This window comes from Streptomyces sp. AK08-02 (assembly GCF_033795085.1).
Classification (GTDB): domain Bacteria; phylum Actinomycetota; class Actinomycetes; order Streptomycetales; family Streptomycetaceae; genus Streptomyces; species Streptomyces echiniscabiei.
This window is the reverse complement of the sequence record NZ_JARAZV010000001.1, coordinates 582,571-602,114: the sequence shown is the minus strand read 5'-3', so window position 1 is coordinate 602,114 and position 19,544 is coordinate 582,571. Positions and strand designations below refer to the sequence as shown.

Here is a 19,544-nt window from a genome sequence, read left to right as displayed (position 1 = left end):
CGCCACGGGGAGGCCCGGCCGGGGTTTCACGTAAAGCTCTTACACGCGTGCAACGCCCGACCGGCAACGGCCATTTGGCAGTGGTTACGGGTGATGTGAGGCGCCGAGTCCGGCCAACTCGTCGTCCGTCAGCCGCAGTCCGCCCGCCGCCACGTTGTCCACGACGTGATCGGGATTTCCCGTGCCCGGGATGGCGAGTACGTGTGCCCCCTGGTGGAGGCTCCAGGCGAGCCGGATCTGGGCGGGGCTCACGCCGTGTTCTCGGGCGACGGTGAGCACCGTGTCGTCGTGGTTGCCGGTGGCGCCCCGGGGTCCGCCGCTGCCCGCGACGGCGAAGAAGGGCACGAAGGCGATGCCCGACTCTCCGCACAGCCGCAGGAGTTCGTCGCCCTGGGGGTCGGGGCGGTCCAGCGTGTACCGGTTCTGCACGCACACCACCGGGGCGATCGCCCGTGCCTCGGCGAGGTGTTTCGGCTCGATGCCGGAGATGCCGAGGTGGCGGATCAGGCCCGCCTCGCGCAGGTCGGCGAGCGCGCCGAAGTGCTCGGCGACGGAGTCCTGGTCCATCCGGCGCAGGTTGACCACGTCGAGGTGGTCGCGGCCGAGCTGTCGGAGGTTCTCCTCGACGTGTCCGCGCAGTTGGTCGGGGCGGGCCGAGGTCGCCCACTCCCCCGAGTAGTCGCGGTGCGGGCCGACCTTGGTGACGATGACGAGGTCGTCCGGGTACGGCGCCAGGGCGCTGTTGATCAGTTCGTTGGCGGAGCGCAGCGCGGAGAAGTAGAAGGCGGCTGTGTCGATGTGGTTGACGCCGAGTTCGACGGCCTTCCGCAGCACGGCCAGCGACCGTTCGCGGTCGCTGGGCGTGCCGAGGTGGAAGGCCGCGCTTCCGGTCAGCCGCATGGCTCCGAATCCGAGCCGGTTGACGGTGAGATCGCCGAGTTTCCAGGTGCCCGCGGCGTCCGCGGTGATCGTTTCCGAGGTCATCTGGCGGAGTCTCGCATGCGTCTCGGTCACCCGACCGGCATTTACCGACACTCCCCTGGCGGCCTTTTGACGTCCTTTTGGCGTCCTTTACGGATAGACGTAGGTGTTCAGTGTGGCCACCGCCGAGGCCGAGTTGCCGAGGTCATAGCGGTCCACCGCGAGGAAGTTGGGCTTCTTGCGGGCGGCCGGCTGGCAGAACCGCTGGGCCCGGTCGGCGAGCTTGGTGTTGTCGGTGGTCGCGGTGGAGGCGATCGCCACGTCCCGGAAGTGGTTCATGACGAAGAGGGGCTTGAACGCGCCCTCGGTCCGGGTGAGCGGGGTGTTGGAGTCGGCGCCGTACCAGCGGCTGTAGCAGGACCAGTCGGAGGTGCCGAGGCCTCCGCCCATGGACCAGTAGTTCTCCACGGTCCACTCGCGTTGGTACATCACGCCGAAGGTGTCCCGGGTGAGACCCGCGGTCTGGTCGGCGGAGCGGCTGTGGTCGGTGAAGATCAGCAGCCGGTCGTTGGCGGCGATCAGGTCGGCGACCTTCGGCCAGCCGTTCTGCCGTACCCCGGTCTGGTCGGGCCGGTAGAGGACGTCCGACAGACCGCTGACGCGGGCGAGTTCACCGCGCAGGACGCCCGGATCGACGTAGTCCTCCAGAAAGACGGTGACCACCTGAGTGGGGTTCTGCTTGAGGAAGTCGACCATCCGCTGGAGGTCGACCCAGAGGGCGACGGGGCTGCCGACGAGGGTGCAGCTGTTGTGGCAGAGGATCGCGCCGTCGGGGGTCTGGTGGATGTCCAGCATGAACCCGCGTACACCGTCGGCGAGTTGCTGGTTGATGCCGCGGGACTGGTTGGGGACGAAGTTCACGAAGGGCGGGGCGAAGCCGCCGTCGACGCCGTTGGCGTAGGCGTTGTGGGCGGTGAGGAACGTGACCTGGTCCAGGGTCCGTTGGTCGGCGCTCGGCATCGGGGCGACTGTGGGGGCGACCGGGGTGAGGTACCAGGCGGCCAGGCCGCCGGAGCCGCCGATGGCCAGCTGGTCGGGGTAGTTGGCGCCGGACGGCTTGGCGGCGACCGTCAGATAGCGGGTCGTCCCAGGCGCCTTGAGGGTGTACTGGTCGGTGCCGGACGGGGTGATCTCCCAGGCCGCGTCGGCGCTGGTGCAGGCGACGGTTCTGGCCTGGTCACCGGAGCGGCCGAGACAGCTGCCCACGGTGTCGGTGCTCTCCAGGAGGTAGGAGGTTCCGCTCGCGCGCAGCGTCCACTGCTGGTGGTCCTCGTTGCCCTTGGGCCTGTGCTGTTCGACGGCTCCGGCGTCGTCGGCGGCGTTGAGTCCGGTGGTGGCGCTCTGGACGTAGTAGGCGCCGGCGGCCGGTACGGGCGCGGCCAGGGCGGGTGGAGCGGGGGCGGCAACCGCCGCTGCCAGTGCGGCTGTTGCGGTGAGCAGCGCGGTGCGGGGGGTCGACATCTACGGGGCCCTTCATCAACTCGACGACACGATGACTCGATGTTTCGGTGATTCGGTGATTCGGTGGCTCTCTCGATCGGCAGGGGCATGACATCACGAAGCCCCGCACCAAGTCAGCACACCCGACACACCCGCAACCCAACCTTCAGCAGTCGTCTACTACTTCGGTCTGACCTTTGATATGTTTCGACGCCACCGAGGCTGCGGAAGGCGTTCGAACTGTGGACTTCGAGCTGACCGAAGATCAGGAAACGATCCGCAAGGCCGTCGCCGGACTGCTGCGCGACTTCGACGACCGGTACTGGATGGAGAAGGACCGGGACCACGAGTTCCCGGCCGCGTTCTACGACGCCGTCGCGCGCGGCGGCTGGCTCGGGCTCACCATCCCCGAGGAGTACGGCGGCCACGGTCTCGGCATCACCGAGGCCACGCTGCTCCTTGAGGAGGTCGCGCGCTCGGGCGGCGGGATGAACGCGGCGAGCGCGATCCACCTGTCGATCTTCGGAATGCAGCCCGTCGTCGTGCACGGCTCCGAGGAGCTCAAGCGCCGGACCCTCCCCCGCATCGCCACCGGCGACCTGCACGTCTGTTTCGGCGTGACCGAGCCGGGGGCCGGCCTGGACACGACGAGCGTCACGACGTACGCGCGCCGGGACGGTGGCCACTACGTGGTGAACGGCCGCAAGGTGTGGATCTCCAAGGCGATGGAGTCGGAGAAGATCCTGCTGCTGACCCGCACGGCCAAGGTCGGCGAGGTCGCGAAGAAGACCGACGGGATGACCCTCTTCCTCACCGATCTCGACCGCGCCCGTGTCGACATCCGCCCCATTCCGAAGATGGGCCGCAACGCGGTCACCTCGAACGAACTGTTCATCGACGAGCTGCGGGTGCCGGTCGAGGACCGGGTCGGCGAGGAGGGCCAGGGGTTCCGGTATCTCCTCGACGGGCTCAACCCCGAGCGGATGCTGATCGCCGCCGAGGCGCTGGGCATCGGGCGGGTCGCGCTCGACAAGGCCGTGCGGTACGGCAAGGAACGGGTCGTGTTCGACCGGCCCATCGGGATGAACCAAGGGGTGCAGTTCCCGCTCGCGGACTCGCTGGCCCGGCTGGACGCGGCCGAACTGGTCCTGCGCAAGGCGACCTGGCTGTACGACCGGGGGCGGCCGTGCGGGCGGGAGGCCAACACCGCCAAGTACCTGTGCGCGGACGCCGGGTTCACGGCGGCCGACCGGTCGCTGCAGACGCACGGCGGTATGGGTTACTCCGAGGAGTACCACGTGGCCCGCTACTTCCGTGAGGCGCGGCTGATGCGGATCGCACCGATCAGCCAGGAGATGATCCTCAACTATCTCGGGTCCCATGTGCTGGGTCTGCCCAGGAGTTACTGAAGGTCACTGACCGGACATCGACCGCCGTTCGCCAGCAGTTTGAGGAGGAGAGGTCCGAGATGAGTGACAACAGCGGGCTGTTCGATCTCACCGGCCGGTCGGCGCTGGTCACCGGCGCGGCGGGCGGTATCGGCGCCGCCGTCGCCCGGGCGCTCGCCCGCGCCGGTGCCGCCGTGCTCGTGACGGATGTGGACGGGGAGGCGGCCGCCGCCGTCGCCGGGAAGATCCGCGCCGCCGGCCTGACGGCGGAGAGCGCCGCCCTCGACGTACGGGACCGGGCTGCCGCCGAGGCGGCGACGGCCCGGGCGGCCGGACTCGCGGGCGGAACCCTGCACATCGTCGTCAACAACGCGGGAGTCACCGCGCCCGCCATGTTCGACAAGCTGGCGGAGGACGACTTCCGGCGGATCGTCGACATCCATCTGATGGGGACCTTCCACTGCTCCCAGGCAGCGCTGCCGCATCTGCCGGAGGACGGCAGGGGGCGGATCATCAATGTCACCTCGTCGGCCGGTCTCGTCGGGACCCTCGGACAGGTGAACTACTCCGCCGCGAAGGCGGGCATCATCGGCTTCACGAAGTCTCTCGCCCGTGAACTGGCGCGTCGGCAGATCCTGGTGAACGCGCTGGCCCCGCTCGCCGCGACGCCGATGACGGAGACGATCCGCACCAACGAGAAGTTCGCCGCCCCGATGCTCGCGCGCATCCCGCTGGGCCGCTGGGCGACGCCCGAGGAGATCGCCGGGAGTTTCGTCTTCCTCGCCTCCGACGCCGCGTCGTTCATCACCGGGCAGGTGCTGCCGGTGGACGGGGGCCTCGTGATGTGACGGACGGGCCGAGTTGGCATGTGACAGGCAGCAGGGCTTTGTATTGAATGGTCCGGCCGAAGTGGTGTCGTCGACGAGAGGCCTGATCCCGTGCAGAGCGCCGGACATTCCGCCAGTGACCCGCGCTTCGACGTGGTGAGGGTGCCCAAGGCGTCGGACGTGCTGGCGGCCGAGGTGCGTGAGCGGATCCTCTCCGGCGAGTTCACCGAAGGGATGGCGCTGCCGCCGGAACGTCAGCTGGTCGAGCAGACGGGGCTGAGCCGCGCGACGGTGCGCGAGGCGCTGCGCATCCTCGAAGTCGAGCGACTGGTGCGGATCAGGCCGGGCCGCGGCGGCGGTGCCTTCGTGCACCGGCCGGGCCACGAGTCGGTGGCGAGCACGGTACGGCTGGTCATCCGGGGCCAGCAGATCCGCCTTGAGGCGCTGCACGAGACGCGCGAGGCGATCGAGCCGACGTGCGCCGCCCTGGCCGCGAAGCGGCGTACGACTGTCGACCTCGCCGAACTTGATTCCGCACAGGCCGAGTTGGTCGCGGCCGACGACGACGTCCCGCGTTTTCTGCGGGCCAACGTCCGCTGGCACACCGCCGTGGCGAAGGCCGGCGACAACGAGCTGCTGATCGGTTTCATGACCGCGCTCTCCCAGTCGATCTACGCCGCCACGGACATCGACCAGTTCATGGACACGGAGATCCGCGAGGTCACCGCCCGGGCCCACGCCCGGATCACCGAGGCGATCCGGGCGCAGGACGGGCCTGCGGCGATGCGGCGGATGGCCCGGCATGTGTGCGGGTTCGCCCGCGCGGCGGCCGAGGTGGACCAGCGGCAGCGGGTGGAGCTGCCCGCACCGACGGACGACTGACCCCGGTTCCGCCGAGGACAAGGCAGCCTTGCCCCCTCCCGAGTGGAGTGCACTCGTGCGAGAATGACATTTCCATTCAGCGTGAACATGGCTCTTCACTTTCGGTCTGACCTTTACTAGCATCCGACCGACCGGTGCTACCAGTGACAAGGGAGAGGGAGCGCATGGGCGAGACCGACTCCGTCCTGACCGTGACCGCCGACGGGGATGTCCGTGTCGTCACCCTGAACAGGCCCGACCGGCTCAACGGAGTCTCGGAGAAGCTGCACCGGCGACTTGCCGAGGTGTGGCGCGAGTTGGCGGACGATCCCCGGGCGCGGGCCGTCGTCCTCACCGGCGCGGGGCGGGCGTTCAGCGCGGGCGGCGACTTCGACCATCTGCGGCGCCATCACACCGACCCCGAGCTGCGGGAGCGGTCGATCCGCCTCGACCGGGCGATCCAGACGGAGCTGATCCGTTTCCCGCTGCCCGTCGTGGCGGCGGTCAACGGCCCTGCGGTGGGCCTCGGTTGCAGCCTGGCGCTGGGCTGCGATCTGGTGCTGATGGCCGACGACGCCTATCTCGCGGACCCGCACATCTCGGTGGGCCTGGTGGCCGGCGACGGCGGTGTGACCCTGTGGCCGTTGCTCACGAGCCTGCTCCGGGTGAAGGAGTACCTCTTCACCGGGGACCGCGTTCCCGCCGAGACGGCGGTCCAACTCGGTCTCGCCAACAGGGTCGTTCCCGCCGCCGACCTCCGCCAGGAGGCGCTGGCGCTGGCCCACCGGCTGGCGGCGCAGCCCCCGGAGGCGCTGCGCGCCACCAAGGCGGCGCTGGCCGTGGTGGTGGAACAGGCGACCCGGGGCGGCATGGAGGCCGCCCTGATGGCGGAGCGGGCCACGATGACCAGCCCGGACCACATCCGGATCGTCGACGAACTGGCGTCGCGGGCGGAGCGCCGGGCCAAGGGCGGGGAGGAATAACCCGTGGAGACCGAGGAGTTCGCCCTCGTACGCGATCTGCTGCGTTCGTTCGCCGCCCGGTTCGCCGTGGGCTCCGCCGACGACGTCAAACCCTCGGCCGGCGCCGCCGCGCAGGAGGCACTGGGCGAGTTGGGCCTCGGCGAACTGCGCCGGTCCACTCCCCCGGCCGCCACCGTGCAGGAGTGCGCGCTGCTCGCCGAGGAACACGGCAGCCTGCCGTTGCCCACCTCCCTGCTCGGTACGGTGCTGCTCGCCCCGGAGTTGCTCCGTCTCCTGGGGACAGCGGCGGCGCCCGGTCGGACCCCGACGATCGCCCTCGCCCGCGACCTGCGCTTCCCCGACGCGAGCTCCTCCCCGCTCGTCGCCTGGGACAGCGAGGGCGCGGGCGAGGCGCTGTGCGTGCTGCCCGACGGGACGGTGATCGCGGCGGTTCTGGGCCCGGCGGCACCGAGCGTGGACCTGCTGCGCGCGATCCGTACGGCGGAGCCCTCGGGGCGCCTGGTCGGCCGGCTCGACCCGGCCGCGCTCAAGCACTGGCAGGCGTACGCGCTGATCGTCGTCGCCTCCGAACTCGTGGGCGCGGCACGGTCGTTCGTCGCGAAGAGCGTGGAGTACGCGCGAGAGCGCGTCCAGTACGGCCGGCCGATCGGGTCGTTCCAGGCAGTACGGCATCTGCTCGCCGACGCGACCGTGCTCGTGGAGGCCTGTGTGAGCGCGACCCGGTACGCCGCCTGGTGTCTCGACCACGAGTCGCCCGAGCGGGCGCTGGCCGCCGCGCGGGTCGCGAAGGCCGAGGTGAACAGGTCGGCGGTGGAGGCGGTGTACGCCGGGACGCAGGTGTTCGGCGGGATCGCGCAGACCTGGGAGCACGTCGCACACCTGTATCTGCGCAAGGTGCGGGTGGGAGCCACGGTTCTGGCCACGACGGCCGATCTGCTGACCGAGCTGGCCGAACCGGAGGCGGCGCGATGACAGACACCCCGCTGGACTTCGGTGACCCGGAGGATCTGAACCGGCTCCGCAAGGAGTTCCGGGCCTGGCTGGTCGAACATCCTCTTCCCGAACGGCGCTTGGACGAGCCGGTCCCTGAATTCCTGCATCGCTGGCATCGGCTGCTGCACTCCGGTGGCTGGGTCGGGCTCGATGTCCCGGAGCTGTACGGAGGTCGCGGTCTGACGGCTCTTCACCAGGTGGCGACAAGCGACGAGTTGGGCGCCTGCCGGGCCCCTGGTGTTCCCCGGATCGGCTATCTCGCCCATGCCCTGCTGGAGTTCGCCTCCGAAGAGCAGCGACTGCGCATGCTCCCGAGGATGCTGGCGGGCGACGACGTGTGGTGCCAGGGGTTCAGCGAGCCGGGCGCGGGCTCCGACCTTGCCGGGATGAGCACCTTCGCACAACGCCGGGGTGACCACTACGTGGTCCGGGGCCAGAAGCTCTGGACCAGTTACGCCCAGTATTCCGACCTGTGTCTACTGCTGGCCCGCACGGACCGCGAGGGCTCACCGCACCGCGCGATCACGGCGTTCGCGCTGCCCCTGGACCGGGCAGGCGTGACCGTACGGCCGCTGCGGGCCGCCAACGGGGACGACGAGTTCTGCGAGCTGTTCCTCGACGACGTCCGCATCGAGGCGTCCGAACGGATCGGCGCCGAGGGCGACGGCTGGCCGCTGGCGATGACGACCGTCTCGTACGAGCGAAACGCCCTCGACACCGGCCATCTGTCGAAGTACGGCCTGCTGGTCGAGCGCCTGCGCGCGACCGCCCGAGAGCGGGCCGGCACGCTCCCGGACGGCCTGCGCTCCGAGATCGGGCAGGCCTACGTGGACTACGAGGTGCTGTTGGCGCATGCCCGGCGCCGAACCGCCGAGCGCCTGAGCGGACAGGGTGCCGGCCCCGAGTCGTCGATCGACAAGCTCCTGATGACGAGGGCCGAACAGCGCCTTTACGAGACGGCACTCAAGGTGTTCCCGGAGCAACTGGCCGCGGACGGCGGCGAGATCTTCGGCGAGTACCTCTATTCGCGGGCCGCGTCGGTGTACGGCGGGACCTCCCAGGTCCAGCGGAACATCATCGCGAAACAGGTCCTGCATCTGCCTTCGTCCGGCCAGTCCTGAGCCCTGGAGCCTTTTCGATGCACATGCGATACGACGAAGAGTTCCGCACCATCCCCCATGTCATCGGATCGGCCGCCGAGCGCTTCGGGGACGACATCGCGCTGATCGACGGGGATAACCGCTGGAGTTTCCGCGAGCTGGAACAGCGGATGCTGGACGCGGTGCGGGCCGCCGTCTCGCTGGGTGTCGAGAAGGGTGACAGGGTCGGGCTCTGCGCGCCCAACTCCGCGGAATGGATCTTCGCCGCTCTAGGAATTCAGGGCGCGGGAGGTGTCGTCGTCCCGCTGAACACCCGTTTCAAGGCGGGCGAGATCGCCTATGTTCTGCGCAGGTCGGGGGCGAAGGCGGTTTTCGCGGCCCCTTTCCTGGACAGCGACTACATCGCCGCACTGCGGAAGCACGACCCGAGCATTCCGGCACTGGACAGAACGGTGTCGATTCTCGGGCCGAAGGGTGCGGCGGACCTGTCGTGGGCGGAATTCCTGCGGGCCGGTGAGAGTGTCCGTGCCGCCACCGCCGAGGAGGCGATCGGGCGGCTCACCCCGGACGACATCTCCGACGTGATGTTCACGTCCGGCACGACGGGCCATCCCAAGGGCGTCGTCCTCACCCACGGCCAGTCGCTGCGGGCGTACGGCTGGATGGCCGAGGAGTACACGTTCCGGCGCGGGGACAGCTTCCTCGTCATTCCGCCGTTCTTCCACTGTTTCGGCTACAAGGCGGGCTGGCTGGCCTCGTTCGTCCACGGCGTGACGGTCATTCCGATGCCGGTGTTCCACCCCGGAAAGGCGCTGGAGATCATCGACAGAGAACGAGTGAGTGTCCTCCTCGGCCCGCCCACCATTTTTCACGACCTCATCAACCACCCCGCGCGCCCGGGACACGACCTTTCGTCGCTCCGGGTTTCCATGACAGGCGGCACCACCATTCCGGAGTCGCTGATCCGCGCCATGAAGTCGGAGTTGTCCTTCGACATCGTGATGAGCGCCTACGGGCTGACCGAGTCGTCCGCGTTGGTGACGACCACCCGCATCGGTGATTCCGAGGAGACGGTGGCCCGCACGACCGGCCGTGTCATTCCGGACGTGGAGGTGCGGATCGTCGACGAGGCAGGTCAGGTGCTCGCGGCGGAACAGGACGGGGAAATACTCGTACGGGGATACAACGTCACGCAAGGATATTGGGACGACCCCGAGGCCACCGCCGCGACCATCGACAGCGAGGGCTGGCTGCACACCGGGGACATAGGGCGGATCGACCCGGCCGGGAATCTCTCGATCGTCGACCGGAAGAAGGAGATGTACATCGTCGGCGGATTCAACGCCTATCCGGCGGAGATCGAGAAACTGCTCCTGGCGTACGAGCCCGTCGGGCAGGTCGCCGTGATCGGCGTGCCCGACGAGCGGCTCGGCGAGGTCGGCTGTGCCTTCGTCGTCCCGAAGGAGGGATACGAGGTCAGCGAGAAGGACGTCGTCGAGTGGGCGCGCGAGCACATGGCCAACTTCAAGGTGCCGCGCCATGTCCGCCTCAGCGACCGACTTCCGCGCAACGCCGGCCAGAAGGTCCTCAAGGACGAGTTGCGCGCCCGCTTCGAAGCGAAGGCCTGACCGACATGGCTGACATGGCTGACGAAGCCGTCCCGGCCGGGGCTGTCGGGCCGCTCGCCGGCATCACGGTGGTGACGTTGGAACAGGCGGTGTCCGCTCCCATGTGCACCCGCACCCTCGGCGACTTCGGCGCCCGGGTGATCAAGGTGGAGAACCCGGCGGGCGGCGACTTCGCCCGGCACTACGACGACGTGGTGAACGGCCTCGCGGCGCACTTCGTGTGGATCAACCGGGGCAAGGAGTCGGTGGCCCTGGATCTCAAGTCACCTTCGGGAATGGCGGTGTTGCACCGGCTGCTCGACCGTGCCGACGTCCTCGTCTCCAACCTGACCCCCGGCACCACGGCCAAACTGGGCATCGCCGCCGCCGACCTCGCCGTACGGCATCCGGATGTGATCGCCGTCGAGATCGACGGGTACGGTCCGGGCGGCCCCCTCTCCCACAAGCGGGCCTACGACCTGCTCGTCCAGGCCGAGGCGGGGGCGTGCGCGGTGACGGGCCTGCCCGGGGCGCCGGCCAAGCCCGGGCCGCCGATGGCCGATGTGTGCGCCGGGCTGTACGCGGCCCTGTCCGTCATGGCGTTGCTGTACGAGCGGGGGCGCGGTCTGCGCGGCGGTCCGGCGTCGGTGGCGGTGAGCCTGTTCGACACCATGACAGAACTGATGGGCTACCCGCTCACGTACACCCAGCACTCGGGGGTCGATCAGCAGCCCTGGGGCATGGGGTCACCGGCGGTGGCGCCGTACGGGGCGTACGCCACGGCCGACGGTCACACCGTCGTCCTCGGGACGACGAACGACCGCGAATGGCAGCGGTTCGCACGGGAGTTGCTGGACCGGCCCGACCTGGCGGACGACGAACGGTTCGCCACGACACCCGGCCGGGTCGCCCACCGGGCCGTCCTGGACGCCGAGATCAGTGCCTGGTGCGCCCGCCACGAGCTGGCGTACGTGCAGAGCAGCGCGGACGCCGCCGGGATCGGCAACTCGCGGTTCAACAAGCCGAGTGAGGTGGTCGCGCATCCGCATCTGAGGGCGCGCGACCGGTGGCGGGAGGTCGAGACACCGTACGGTCCGATCTCCGCGCTGCTTCCGCCGCCGGTGATCTCGGGCTACGAGCAGCCGATGGGTGCGATCCCGGCACTCGGCGAGCACACGGCGGCCGTACTCGCCGAGTTGGGGATCGACGGCCACGGTGAGGAGACGGGCGGGGGCGAGGCACGGTGAGTGGCGGCGAGGAGCCCGTCCTGATCTGCGACGACCGGGACGGCGTACGGACCCTCACGCTGAACCGGCCGCGCCGGAAGAACGCCATCGACGCGGAGTTGTGGGCGGCCTTGCGGGACGCGCTGACGGACGCCGGGCGTGATCGTGCCGTGCGGGCGCTGGTGGTCACGGGGGCCGGGGGCGCGTTCTGCTCGGGAGCCGACATCTCGGGCGGACTCGGCAGCCTCCATCCCCTCTACCGGATGCGGACCTTGAGCGAAGTCGCCCTGCAACTGCATGAGTTGCCGGTGCCCACCATCGCCAAGGTGACCGGGGTCGCGGTCGGCGCGGGCTGGAACCTGGCGCTCGGGTGCGATCTGGTCGTGGCCACGCCCGAGGCGCGCTTCTCGCAGATCTTCGCGCGGCGCGGGCTCTCCCTGGACCTGGGTGGGTCCTGGCTGTTGCCGAAGCTGGTCGGGTTGCAGCAGGCGAAGCGGCTCGCGCTGCTCGCCGAGATGATCGGTGCCGAGGAGGCGCTGGCGCTCGGGCTGGTGACGTGGGTGGTGGGGGCGGACGAGGTGGACACGTTCGTCGACGGGCTCGGGGCGCGGCTGGTGGCCGGTGCACCCGTCGCGCTCGCGCAGACCAAGTCGCTGCTCAACGAGAGTGCCGACCGCACGCTGCGGGACGCGCTCGCCAATGAGGCGCGCGCCCAGGGGGTCAACTTCGCCACTGCGGACGTGTCGGAGGCGTTCACGGCTTTCGTGGAGAAGCGGGAGCCGTCCTTCGACGGACGGTGGGCGGTACCAGGTACGGGGGCCGGGACCGGCCCGAGGGCGCCCGGGGGAACGGTCAAGGGAACAGACAACTCGGCGGCGCCGGGCGCCCCTTCCGTCAGGAGGACGTAGTGCGTGAAGCGGTGATCGTGGCGGCGGTGCGCACCCCCGTCGGGAAGCGCGACGGCGGTCTCGCGGGTGTCCATCCGGCCGACCTGTCCGCCCTCGTCCTGCGCGCGCTGGCCGAACGGACGGGTGTCGACCCGGCTGTCGTGGACGATGTCGTGTGGGGCTGTGTGTCGCAGGTCGGCGACCAGTCGAGCAACATCGGCCGTTACGCGGTGCTCGCGGCGGGCTGGCCCGAGAGCGTTCCGGGGACGACGGTCAACCGGGCCTGCGGGTCCAGTCAGCAGGCGCTGGACTTCGCCGCGCAGGCCGTGATGTCGGGGCAGCAGGACGTCGTCGTGGCGGGCGGGGTCGAGGTGATGAGCCGGGTTCCGCTGGGCTCGGCGCGGTCCTCCGGGATGCCGTACGGGCCCCAAGTGCGCGCGCGGTACGACGACTACTCGTTCAATCAGGGGGTGTCCGCCGAGAGGATCGCCCAGAAGTGGGGGTTCACGCGGACCCGGGTCGACGAGTTCGCCGCGCTCTCGCACGAGCGGGCCGCGGCGGCGCTGGACTCCGGGGCGTTCGAGGAGCAGATCGTGCCGGTGACCGTCGGCGAACTGACCGTGGACGCCGATGAGGGGGTGCGGCGCGGGACCAGTGTCGAGAGCCTCGCGAGGCTCGGGCCCGCCTTCCAGGAGGGCGGGGTGATCCACGCAGGCAACGCCTCCCAGATCTCCGACGGCGCCGCCGCGTTGCTGGTGACGACGCCCGAGAAGGCGAGCGAGCTGGGTCTCGCACCGCTCGTGCGGTACCGCGCGGGTGTGGTCGTCGGCGCGGACCCGGTGCTCATGCTGACCGGGCCGATCCCCGCGACAGAGCGGGCGCTGCGAAAGGCGGGCGTCTGCCTGTCCGAGGTCGGAGTCTTCGAGGTGAACGAGGCCTTCGCGCCCGTACCACTGGCATGGCTCGCCGAAACGGGCGCCGACCCGGAGCTGCTGAACCCGCTGGGCGGCTCCATCGCCCTCGGGCATCCGCTGGGAGCGTCCGGCGCGGTCCTGATGACCCGCATGATCCACCACATGCGGGAGAGCGGCCTGCGCTACGGCCTGCAGACCATGTGCGAGGGCGGCGGCACAGCGAACGCCACCCTCGTCGAACTCGCCTCCTGACGGGAGCAGTTGTGCGCCGAGACATCTTCACGCCCGACCACGAGGCGTTCCGCGGGCTCGTGCGGGACTTCGTGGCGAACGAGGTGGTCCCGTACTACGCCGACTGGGAGGAGGCCGGGCGGCTGCCCCGCGAACTCTTCGAACAACTCGGCTCGCTGGGCCTGTTGGGCATGTCCGTCCCCGAGGAGTTCGGCGGGTCCGGCCTCGACGACTACCGCTACAACGTGGTCCTCCAGGAGGAGGCGGCCCGCGCGCTGGTCACCCTGGGCACGGTACGCACCCAACTCGACGTCGTCCTCCCCTACTTCCTCACCTACGCCGACCAGGAGCAGCGCGCCCGCTGGTTCCCCGGCCTCGCCGCCGGCAAGCTGCTCACAGCCGTCGCCATGACGGAACCCGGCACGGGCTCCGACCTCGCGGGCATCAGGACGACAGCCGTGCGGGACGGGGACTCGTACGTCCTCAACGGGGCGAAGACGTTCATCACGGGCGGGCTGCTCGCCGATCTGGTGGTCGTGGTGGCCCGGACCGGTACCGATCCCGGCGACCGGCGTGCGGGGCTGACCCTGCTGGTCGTCGAGGACGGGATGCCGGGGTTCACTCGGGGCCGGGTGCTGAAGAAGATGGGCATCAGGGTGCAGGACACGGTCGAGCTGGCCTTCGACGGCGTACGGGTCCCGGTCGCCAACCGCCTCGGCGAGGAGGGCGCCGCCTTCGGCTATCTCGGCCACAACCTGCCGCAGGAGCGGATGACCGTGGCGGTCGGCTCGGTGGCGCAGGCACGGGCCGCGCTCGACACGACGGTCGAGTACGTCAAGGAGCGCAGGGTCTTCGGCCGGCCGGTAGCCGACTTCCAGAACACCAAGTTCGAACTCGCCGCTGTGGCAGCCGAGTTGGAGGCCGCGCAGATGATGCTCGACCGTGCGGTGCTCGAACTCGTCGACGGCGAGCTGTCCGGCGCGGACGCGGCGAAGGTCAAGCTGTTCTGTACGGAGATGCAGGCCCGGGCCGTCGACCGCTGCCTTCAACTCTTCGGCGGATACGGCTATATGCAGGAGTACCCCATCGCGCGGCTCTACACGGACGCGCGCATCACCCGTATCTACGCCGGGACGAGCGAGGTCATGAAGGTCATCATCGCCAAGTCGTTGGGACTGTGATGCCGGATGCCACACAACGTGCCAGCGGATTTCGAGGATCGGCCGGGCGCCGCGTTCGTCGCGGGCGGCACCGGCGGCATCGGTGCGGAGGTCGTGCGGATACTGGCCGAGCGGGGCAGTGATGTGGCGTTCACGTACCGCGCCAACGAGACGGCGGCGCAGACGATCGCCGGCGAGGTGAAGGCGTACGGGCGCCGAGTTCTGCCCCTGCGGCTGGACTTGGGCGACGAGTCGGCCACGGCGGAGGCGGTGGCCGGGGCCTGCGAGGCGTTCGGAGGGCTGCACACGGTCGTGTACGCGGCCGGCCCCCACGTACCGATGAGGCACCTCAGCAGGGTGACGCCCAGCGAGTACCGTGCCCAACTCGACGCGGACGCCGTGGCGTTCTTCAATCTGGTCCATCCCACGTTGCCGAGGCTGCGGGAGACCCGGGGCAGCATCGTCGCCGTGACGACGGTGGCCACCCGCCGCTACCCGGTCAGGGACGGGCTGTCGGCGGGCACGAAGGGTGCCGTCGAGGCGGTGGCCCGGGCGCTGGCTGCGGAGGAGGGCCGGTACGGGGTACGTGTGAACTGCGTGGCGCCCGGGATGCTCTACGACGGTATCGCCGGTCGCCTGATCGCCACGGGCGAACTGGACGAGGCCGCGCTCGCGATCACCCGGCGCAACATCCCGCTGCGCCGTTTCGGGGCCGCGACGGACATCGCGGAGGCGGTGGCGTTCCTCGCCTCGGAGCGCGCGGGGTTCATCACGGGTCAGGCGTTGGGCGTGGACGGCGGGTACAGCGTCTGATCCGCCTCCTCACTCGGGTGCGGTGACGCGTTCCCCGGCTACGAACGCCGCCCGTACGGTGTCCGCTGTCAGGACGTCGAGTGCTTCCCGCAGGGGTACGTGGAGCAGGCACAGGTCTGCGTTCGCGCCAACCGTCAATCGCCTTGGTGTGGCGGGATGTTGGGGCTCGCCGGTGAACAGGTTCAGGGCCGCTTCCGCGTCCAGCGCCTCTCCGCCGGTACGTTCGACGGTGGCCCGCATGACCGCCCAGGGGTCGTGGGTTCCATAGGGGGCGTCGGTGCCGGCGGCGAGGGGGATGCCCGCGTCGGCCAGGGAACGGCAGCGGTAGAGATGGGGGCGGTCGTCGGGGTCCACGTCGATGGCGTAGGCGTGACCGCGTTCGGCGGGGAAGTGCGGCTGGGTCACGACCGTCACACCGAGGTGCCTGATCCAGGGGATCGTCTCGGTCGGGACGACGGACGCGTGCTCGATACGGTCGCCGTCGACCGGGCCGGCCTCGTCCAGGGCGAGGAGAGTCACCAGCAGCTGTACCCGGGTGACGCAGTGCGCGGCCACCGGGCGCGGCCTCAATGACGAGATCCTGGCTGCGAGTTCGGCCGGAACGGGCAGGGTGGCGTCGTCGAGCATCAGCTTCACCGGCGCGTCGACCGTCATGACGAGCAGCCGCTGCGGCAGCACCGACAGCAGGTCGAGGAGGCCGTCCGCCGGGTGCGGATCGGCGTTGGTGAACCCCGTGACGCCGAGCGCCGCCGCACGGCTGCCCACACCCTCCAGGTCCAGCCGCACGGGCGGAACATGTCCTCGCAGCCGTTCGTCCTCCCGCCAGAACCGTCCGTCGCCGGCCTCCGTGTTCAGCCCGGCTGCCCGCAGCGCGGCGCTGTTCCACACCCACAGCGCGCCGGTGCGGTGCTGGACGCGGACCGGCCGGTCGGGGACGAGGGAGTCGAGGGTCCATCGGTCCAGCTCGCCCGCCACGCTCTCGTGGTAGCCGACGGCCCGGACCCAGTCCTCGGGCGCCCCACCGCGCAGGGCGGCGGCGAGTCCGTCCCGCCCGGTGATGTCACCCGGGCCGACCCGGACGGACGCGGCGTCGGCGGCCAGCGCCGCCAGGTGGATGTGGTGGTCGTGGAGGCCGGGAAGCAGAACGCCGCCGTGCCCGTCGACTCCGTCGGTCTCGTCCCTCCCGTCCAGTCGCGGCCCGATCTCGGCGATGCGCCCACCCCGGACACGTACGTCGACCCGCCCCGTGCCCCTGACCTCGACGTTCCTGATCAGCACGGCGACGGAACCAGGGAGGCGGCGCAGGCCGACATGGTGACGCCCAGCAGCTCGCCACCCCCGCCGGCGAGGGAGAGGGCGGCGGCGTGGGCGGCGTAGATGCCGGTGACCGGGTCGGCGAGCGCGTCGCCCAGGAATACGGGGTCGCCCTGCGTGTCGACGCCGGTCAGGCCGCCCGCGACGGCGGCGTCGTCGCCGAACGCGCTGCGGTCGTCGTCGCGGCCGTACCCGGTGATACTCACCCAGACCCGGCCCGGACGGGCGGCGAGGAACTCCTCGGCGTGGACTCCGAGCCGGCGCAGTGCCCGGGGCCGGGACGCCTCGATGACGACATCGGCCCCGGCGACCACTTCGGCGAGCGCGCCCGAGGCGAAGTCCAGGACCAGGCTGTCGTGTCCGTCGTGCAGCCAGTGGTAGAAGGCGGGCGATCCGGCGCGGGCTCCGTCCGGGCGGGTGGTGCTCTCCACCTTCGTCACCTGAGCACCTGCCAGACCCAGGAGTCGCGCGCACAAAGGGCCCGCCCAGAGGGCCGACAGGTCGACGACACGGAGGGTGGCCGGGTCGCGTACGCACTGCTCGCCGAGCCGCTCGATCCGTACCGGGGGTCCGCTCGCGGAGGCGTGCTCCCCGGCGGCGATCCCCAGCAGTTGCGCACTCGCCGCCACTTCGGCGGCAGTCGCCCGCTTCGCCACCTCATGGAGCGGCTCGCCCTCGGCACCGGACAGGAGGGCGACGAGAGCCGGTACGGCGGCCAGGTCGTCCGGGCGGGCGAGGTTCACGGCTGACCAGCCGTCGGCCGCTTCGAGGAGGTGGCAGGAGCCGCCGGCCGAGGTTCTGCCGGGGAGCCTGTGGTCCAGCAGCCGGGCACGGAGAAAGAGGGCGGTGGGCAGGTCGACGGGCACGCCCGTGAGAGCGGTGAACTCCTTCGCGAGCGAGGCGAGCGGAGGCAGATACGGCTCGACGGACTCCGTCCATCCGGCGAGAGCGTCATTCTCCAATGGTCAAACGCCCTTCTCCTTCGAGATAACCCCAAATTACACTCCGCCCATGGCCTTGGACTCCCCCTTCGTCCTCGTGGACCTCGACCGTGAACCGCCTTCCGCCCTTGGGCTGGGGACCACGGCAGCGACCGGGCGCGTCCTTGTGGGCATCGCGGAGAAGCCCGTCGTCGCCGCCGAAGGCGACTTCGACGTCCTCCTCACCGCCGCCCCCGATCCTCCGCGCCCCTGGGTGAGCTGCGCCGCCCCGTACGCAGACGCCCGTCGGCTGGGGGAGATCGTCGCGGACCGCCCCGCCGCGTCCGTCGCCCTGACGCAGGTGCTGCGGATGGGCCCGGCACTGGCGCCGCCCGATCGTCTTGTGGCCGAGTCACTCGCCTATTCGACTCTTCAGGCGTCGGCCGTCTTCCGCGCCTGGCTGGACTCGGCGCCCGCTCGTGCTCCGCGCCCCTCCCCCACGCCGGTACGGCTGGGCCGTGACGGTGACCGGCTCGCCATCACCCTGGACCGGCCGGAGGCCCGCAACGCCATGGACGCGGGTACGCGGGACGCCCTGTGCGAGGCGCTCGAGGTCGCCGTGGCGGACCCGTCGATCACTCGGGTCGACCTGTACGGCAACGGGCCGGCCTTCTGCGCCGGCGGGGATCTCAGCGAGTTCGGCACGGCGAGGGATCCCGGACAGGCCCATCTGGTGCGTGTCCGGCGCAGTCCCGCCGCGCTGCTTCAGCGGTGCGGGGATCGCGTCACCGCGCATCTGCATGGTGCCTGCGTGGGAGCGGGCATCGAGTTGACGGCGTTCGCGGGGCGGGTGCTGGCTTCGCCGGACACGGTGATTCGGTTGCCGGAGGTGGGGATGGGGCTGATTCCGGGGGCGGGGGGTACGGCGAGTCTGCCGCTGCGGGTGGGGCGGGAACGTACGGCCTATCTGGCGTTGTCGGGGGAGGCGTTGGGTGTGGGGGAGGCACTTCGGTGGGGGTTGGTCGATGAGGTGGTTCAGGGGGAGTAGGCGTCCCGCGGGGTGGGCGGTCTCTTTTTGTCTGCCGGCCGGTGGGGGCTGGTCGCGCAGTTCCCCGCGCCCCTATCGTGGGCGCCGGCTGGGGAACAGGTGTTTCCTGTCCGTCACTTGCCTGTCCATTGCGGCGTTCTTCGTTCCGCGAACGCCGTCGCGCCCTCTGTCGCGTCCGCGCTGCGGAACACCGCCTCGGTCTCCGACGGTTCGGCCCAACGGCGTTCACGCATCAGCTTCTTGGTCATGGTGACGCCCAACGGGCCGTTCTCGGCGATCCGTTCGGCAAGGGACAGTGCCTCCGCACGGACAGTGCCGGCCGGGACCACCCGGTTCACCAGGCCGAGCTCCCGAGCTCTGGCCGCCGTGATCAGTTCTCCCGTGAGGCCCATTTCCAGGGCGACGGCGAGGGGGATGCGGTCGGCGAGGGTGGTGGCGCCGCCCGCCGCGAAGAGGCCCCGCTTGACCTCCGCGATTCCGAGGGACGCGTTGTCAGCGGTGACCAACAGGTCGCAGGCCAGGGCCAGTTCGAAACCTCCGGCCACCGCGGACCCGTTGAGGGCCGCTACGACCGGGGTGGCCACGCCCTCGCGGAGGAACCAGGTCAGGCCGTCGAAGCGGGCGCCGCGCGCGAAGGCCTTCAGGTCCATGCCCGCGCAGAAGACCGGGCCCGCCCCGGTGAGGACGATCGCCCGGACGGTGGGGTCCGCGTCCGCCTCCTTCAGTACGGCGGAGAGTTCCTGGACGAGCTCCGGGTCGAGTGCGTTTCGCGCGTCGGGCCGGTTCATCGTGGCCACGATGACGTGACCCATCCGTTCGGTCAGGACCAGGTCGTCCTGAGGCATGGCGGC

The 19,544-nt window shown here is 70.5% G+C and carries 18 protein-coding genes; 13 read left to right on the top strand and 5 right to left on the bottom strand.

The window, feature by feature from the left end; all coding sequences use genetic code 11:
- Positions 1 to 84: 84 nt before the first annotated feature.
- Positions 85 to 984 (bottom strand): aldo/keto reductase, encoded by a 900-nt coding sequence (locus PV734_RS02670; RefSeq protein ID WP_319091853.1) that lies wholly within the window; start codon positions 982 to 984, stop codon positions 85 to 87.
- An 87-nt stretch (positions 985 to 1,071) separates the two neighbouring features.
- Entirely contained in the window at positions 1,072 to 2,442 is a 1,371-nt protein-coding gene (locus PV734_RS02665; protein WP_319091852.1) for an RICIN domain-containing protein, read from the bottom strand.
- 221 nt (positions 2,443 to 2,663) lie between these two features.
- Between PV734_RS02665 and PV734_RS02660 the strand changes: the two genes are divergently transcribed.
- The 12 genes from PV734_RS02660 (at position 2,664) to PV734_RS02605 (ending at position 15,411) form a co-directional block, all read left to right on the top strand.
- Positions 2,664 to 3,830: an acyl-CoA dehydrogenase family protein gene (locus tag PV734_RS02660; RefSeq protein ID WP_319288656.1), complete on the top strand. Its 1,167-nt coding sequence runs from the start codon at positions 2,664 to 2,666 to the stop codon at positions 3,828 to 3,830.
- Positions 3,831 to 3,889: 59 nt separating this feature from the next.
- A complete protein-coding gene (locus PV734_RS02655) occupies positions 3,890 to 4,657 on the top strand; it encodes an SDR family NAD(P)-dependent oxidoreductase (protein ID WP_319091850.1) in 768 nt (255 codons plus the stop codon).
- 90 nt (positions 4,658 to 4,747) lie between these two features.
- Entirely contained in the window at positions 4,748 to 5,518 is a 771-nt protein-coding gene (locus PV734_RS02650; protein ID WP_319091849.1) for a FadR/GntR family transcriptional regulator, read from the top strand.
- Between the two features lie 164 nt (positions 5,519 to 5,682).
- The gene (locus PV734_RS02645) at positions 5,683 to 6,480 is read left to right on the top strand and encodes an enoyl-CoA hydratase/isomerase family protein (RefSeq protein ID WP_319091848.1); all 798 of its coding nucleotides are present in this window, start codon (positions 5,683 to 5,685) and stop codon (positions 6,478 to 6,480) included.
- A gap of 3 nt (positions 6,481 to 6,483) precedes the next feature.
- Positions 6,484 to 7,452, top strand: a complete 969-nt coding sequence (locus tag PV734_RS02640; protein ID WP_319288655.1) for an acyl-CoA dehydrogenase family protein — start codon at positions 6,484 to 6,486, stop codon at positions 7,450 to 7,452.
- Positions 7,449 to 8,594, top strand: a complete 1,146-nt coding sequence (locus tag PV734_RS02635; RefSeq protein WP_319091846.1) for an acyl-CoA dehydrogenase family protein — start codon at positions 7,449 to 7,451, stop codon at positions 8,592 to 8,594. Before PV734_RS02640 ends, PV734_RS02635 begins: the two co-directional genes overlap by 4 nt.
- A gap of 23 nt (positions 8,595 to 8,617) precedes the next feature.
- Entirely contained in the window at positions 8,618 to 10,201 is a 1,584-nt protein-coding gene (locus tag PV734_RS02630) for a FadD3 family acyl-CoA ligase (RefSeq protein ID WP_319288654.1), read from the top strand.
- Positions 10,202 to 10,215: 14 nt separating this feature from the next.
- Positions 10,216 to 11,427: a CaiB/BaiF CoA transferase family protein gene (locus PV734_RS02625; protein WP_415924148.1), complete on the top strand. Its 1,212-nt coding sequence runs from the start codon at positions 10,216 to 10,218 to the stop codon at positions 11,425 to 11,427.
- On the top strand, positions 11,424 to 12,314 hold the full coding sequence (locus tag PV734_RS02620) for an enoyl-CoA hydratase/isomerase family protein (protein WP_319091843.1): 891 nt from the start codon (positions 11,424 to 11,426) through the stop codon (positions 12,312 to 12,314). The genes PV734_RS02625 and PV734_RS02620 overlap by 4 nt, the downstream gene beginning before the upstream one ends.
- Positions 12,314 to 13,459, top strand: a complete 1,146-nt coding sequence (locus tag PV734_RS02615; RefSeq protein ID WP_319288652.1) for a thiolase family protein — start codon at positions 12,314 to 12,316, stop codon at positions 13,457 to 13,459. The genes PV734_RS02620 and PV734_RS02615 overlap by 1 nt, the downstream gene beginning before the upstream one ends.
- A gap of 11 nt (positions 13,460 to 13,470) precedes the next feature.
- Positions 13,471 to 14,619: an acyl-CoA dehydrogenase family protein gene (locus PV734_RS02610; protein WP_319091841.1), complete on the top strand. Its 1,149-nt coding sequence runs from the start codon at positions 13,471 to 13,473 to the stop codon at positions 14,617 to 14,619.
- An 18-nt stretch (positions 14,620 to 14,637) separates the two neighbouring features.
- Positions 14,638 to 15,411 carry an SDR family NAD(P)-dependent oxidoreductase gene (locus PV734_RS02605; RefSeq protein ID WP_319091840.1) on the top strand — a complete coding sequence of 258 codons (774 nt, stop codon included), beginning with the start codon at positions 14,638 to 14,640 and terminating at the stop codon, positions 15,409 to 15,411.
- A gap of 9 nt (positions 15,412 to 15,420) precedes the next feature.
- Here PV734_RS02605 and PV734_RS02600 read toward each other — a convergent pair whose 3' ends face one another.
- Positions 15,421 to 16,689 (bottom strand): amidohydrolase family protein, encoded by a 1,269-nt coding sequence (locus tag PV734_RS02600; protein WP_319288651.1) that lies wholly within the window; start codon positions 16,687 to 16,689, stop codon positions 15,421 to 15,423.
- The gene (locus PV734_RS02595) at positions 16,683 to 17,687 is read right to left on the bottom strand and encodes a CoA transferase (protein ID WP_319288650.1); all 1,005 of its coding nucleotides are present in this window, start codon (positions 17,685 to 17,687) and stop codon (positions 16,683 to 16,685) included. Before PV734_RS02595 ends, PV734_RS02600 begins: the two co-directional genes overlap by 7 nt.
- Before the next feature lie 49 nt (positions 17,688 to 17,736).
- Here PV734_RS02595 and PV734_RS02590 point away from each other — a divergent pair, with 49 nt between their 5' ends.
- Positions 17,737 to 18,693, top strand: coding sequence for an enoyl-CoA hydratase/isomerase family protein (locus tag PV734_RS02590; protein ID WP_319091837.1), 957 nt, complete (start codon positions 17,737 to 17,739; stop codon positions 18,691 to 18,693).
- Between the two features lie 113 nt (positions 18,694 to 18,806).
- Here PV734_RS02590 and PV734_RS02585 read toward each other — a convergent pair whose 3' ends face one another.
- Positions 18,807 to 19,538 carry an enoyl-CoA hydratase-related protein gene (locus PV734_RS02585; RefSeq protein ID WP_319091836.1) on the bottom strand — a complete coding sequence of 244 codons (732 nt, stop codon included), beginning with the start codon at positions 19,536 to 19,538 and terminating at the stop codon, positions 18,807 to 18,809.
- Positions 19,539 to 19,544 lie beyond the last annotated feature (6 nt).

What these genes read in the sequence shown, in the direction of transcription:
- PV734_RS02635 (WP_319091846.1), top strand. Translation starts at nt 7,449, where the DNA reads ATGACAGACACCCCGCTGGACTTCGGTGACCCGGAGGATCTGAACCGG.
- PV734_RS02585 (WP_319091836.1), bottom strand. Translation starts at nt 19,538, where the DNA reads ATGCCTCAGGACGACCTGGTCCTGACCGAACGGATGGGTCACGTCATC.
- PV734_RS02590 (WP_319091837.1), top strand. Translation starts at nt 17,737, where the DNA reads ATGGCCTTGGACTCCCCCTTCGTCCTCGTGGACCTCGACCGTGAACCG.
- PV734_RS02630 (WP_319288654.1), top strand. Translation starts at nt 8,618, where the DNA reads ATGCGATACGACGAAGAGTTCCGCACCATCCCCCATGTCATCGGATCG.
- PV734_RS02625 (WP_415924148.1), top strand. Translation starts at nt 10,216, where the DNA reads ATGGCTGACGAAGCCGTCCCGGCCGGGGCTGTCGGGCCGCTCGCCGGC.
- PV734_RS02665 (WP_319091852.1), bottom strand. Translation starts at nt 2,442, where the DNA reads ATGTCGACCCCCCGCACCGCGCTGCTCACCGCAACAGCCGCACTGGCA.
- PV734_RS02645 (WP_319091848.1), top strand. Translation starts at nt 5,683, where the DNA reads ATGGGCGAGACCGACTCCGTCCTGACCGTGACCGCCGACGGGGATGTC.
- PV734_RS02655 (WP_319091850.1), top strand. Translation starts at nt 3,890, where the DNA reads ATGAGTGACAACAGCGGGCTGTTCGATCTCACCGGCCGGTCGGCGCTG.
- PV734_RS02670 (WP_319091853.1), bottom strand. Translation starts at nt 984, where the DNA reads ATGACCTCGGAAACGATCACCGCGGACGCCGCGGGCACCTGGAAACTC.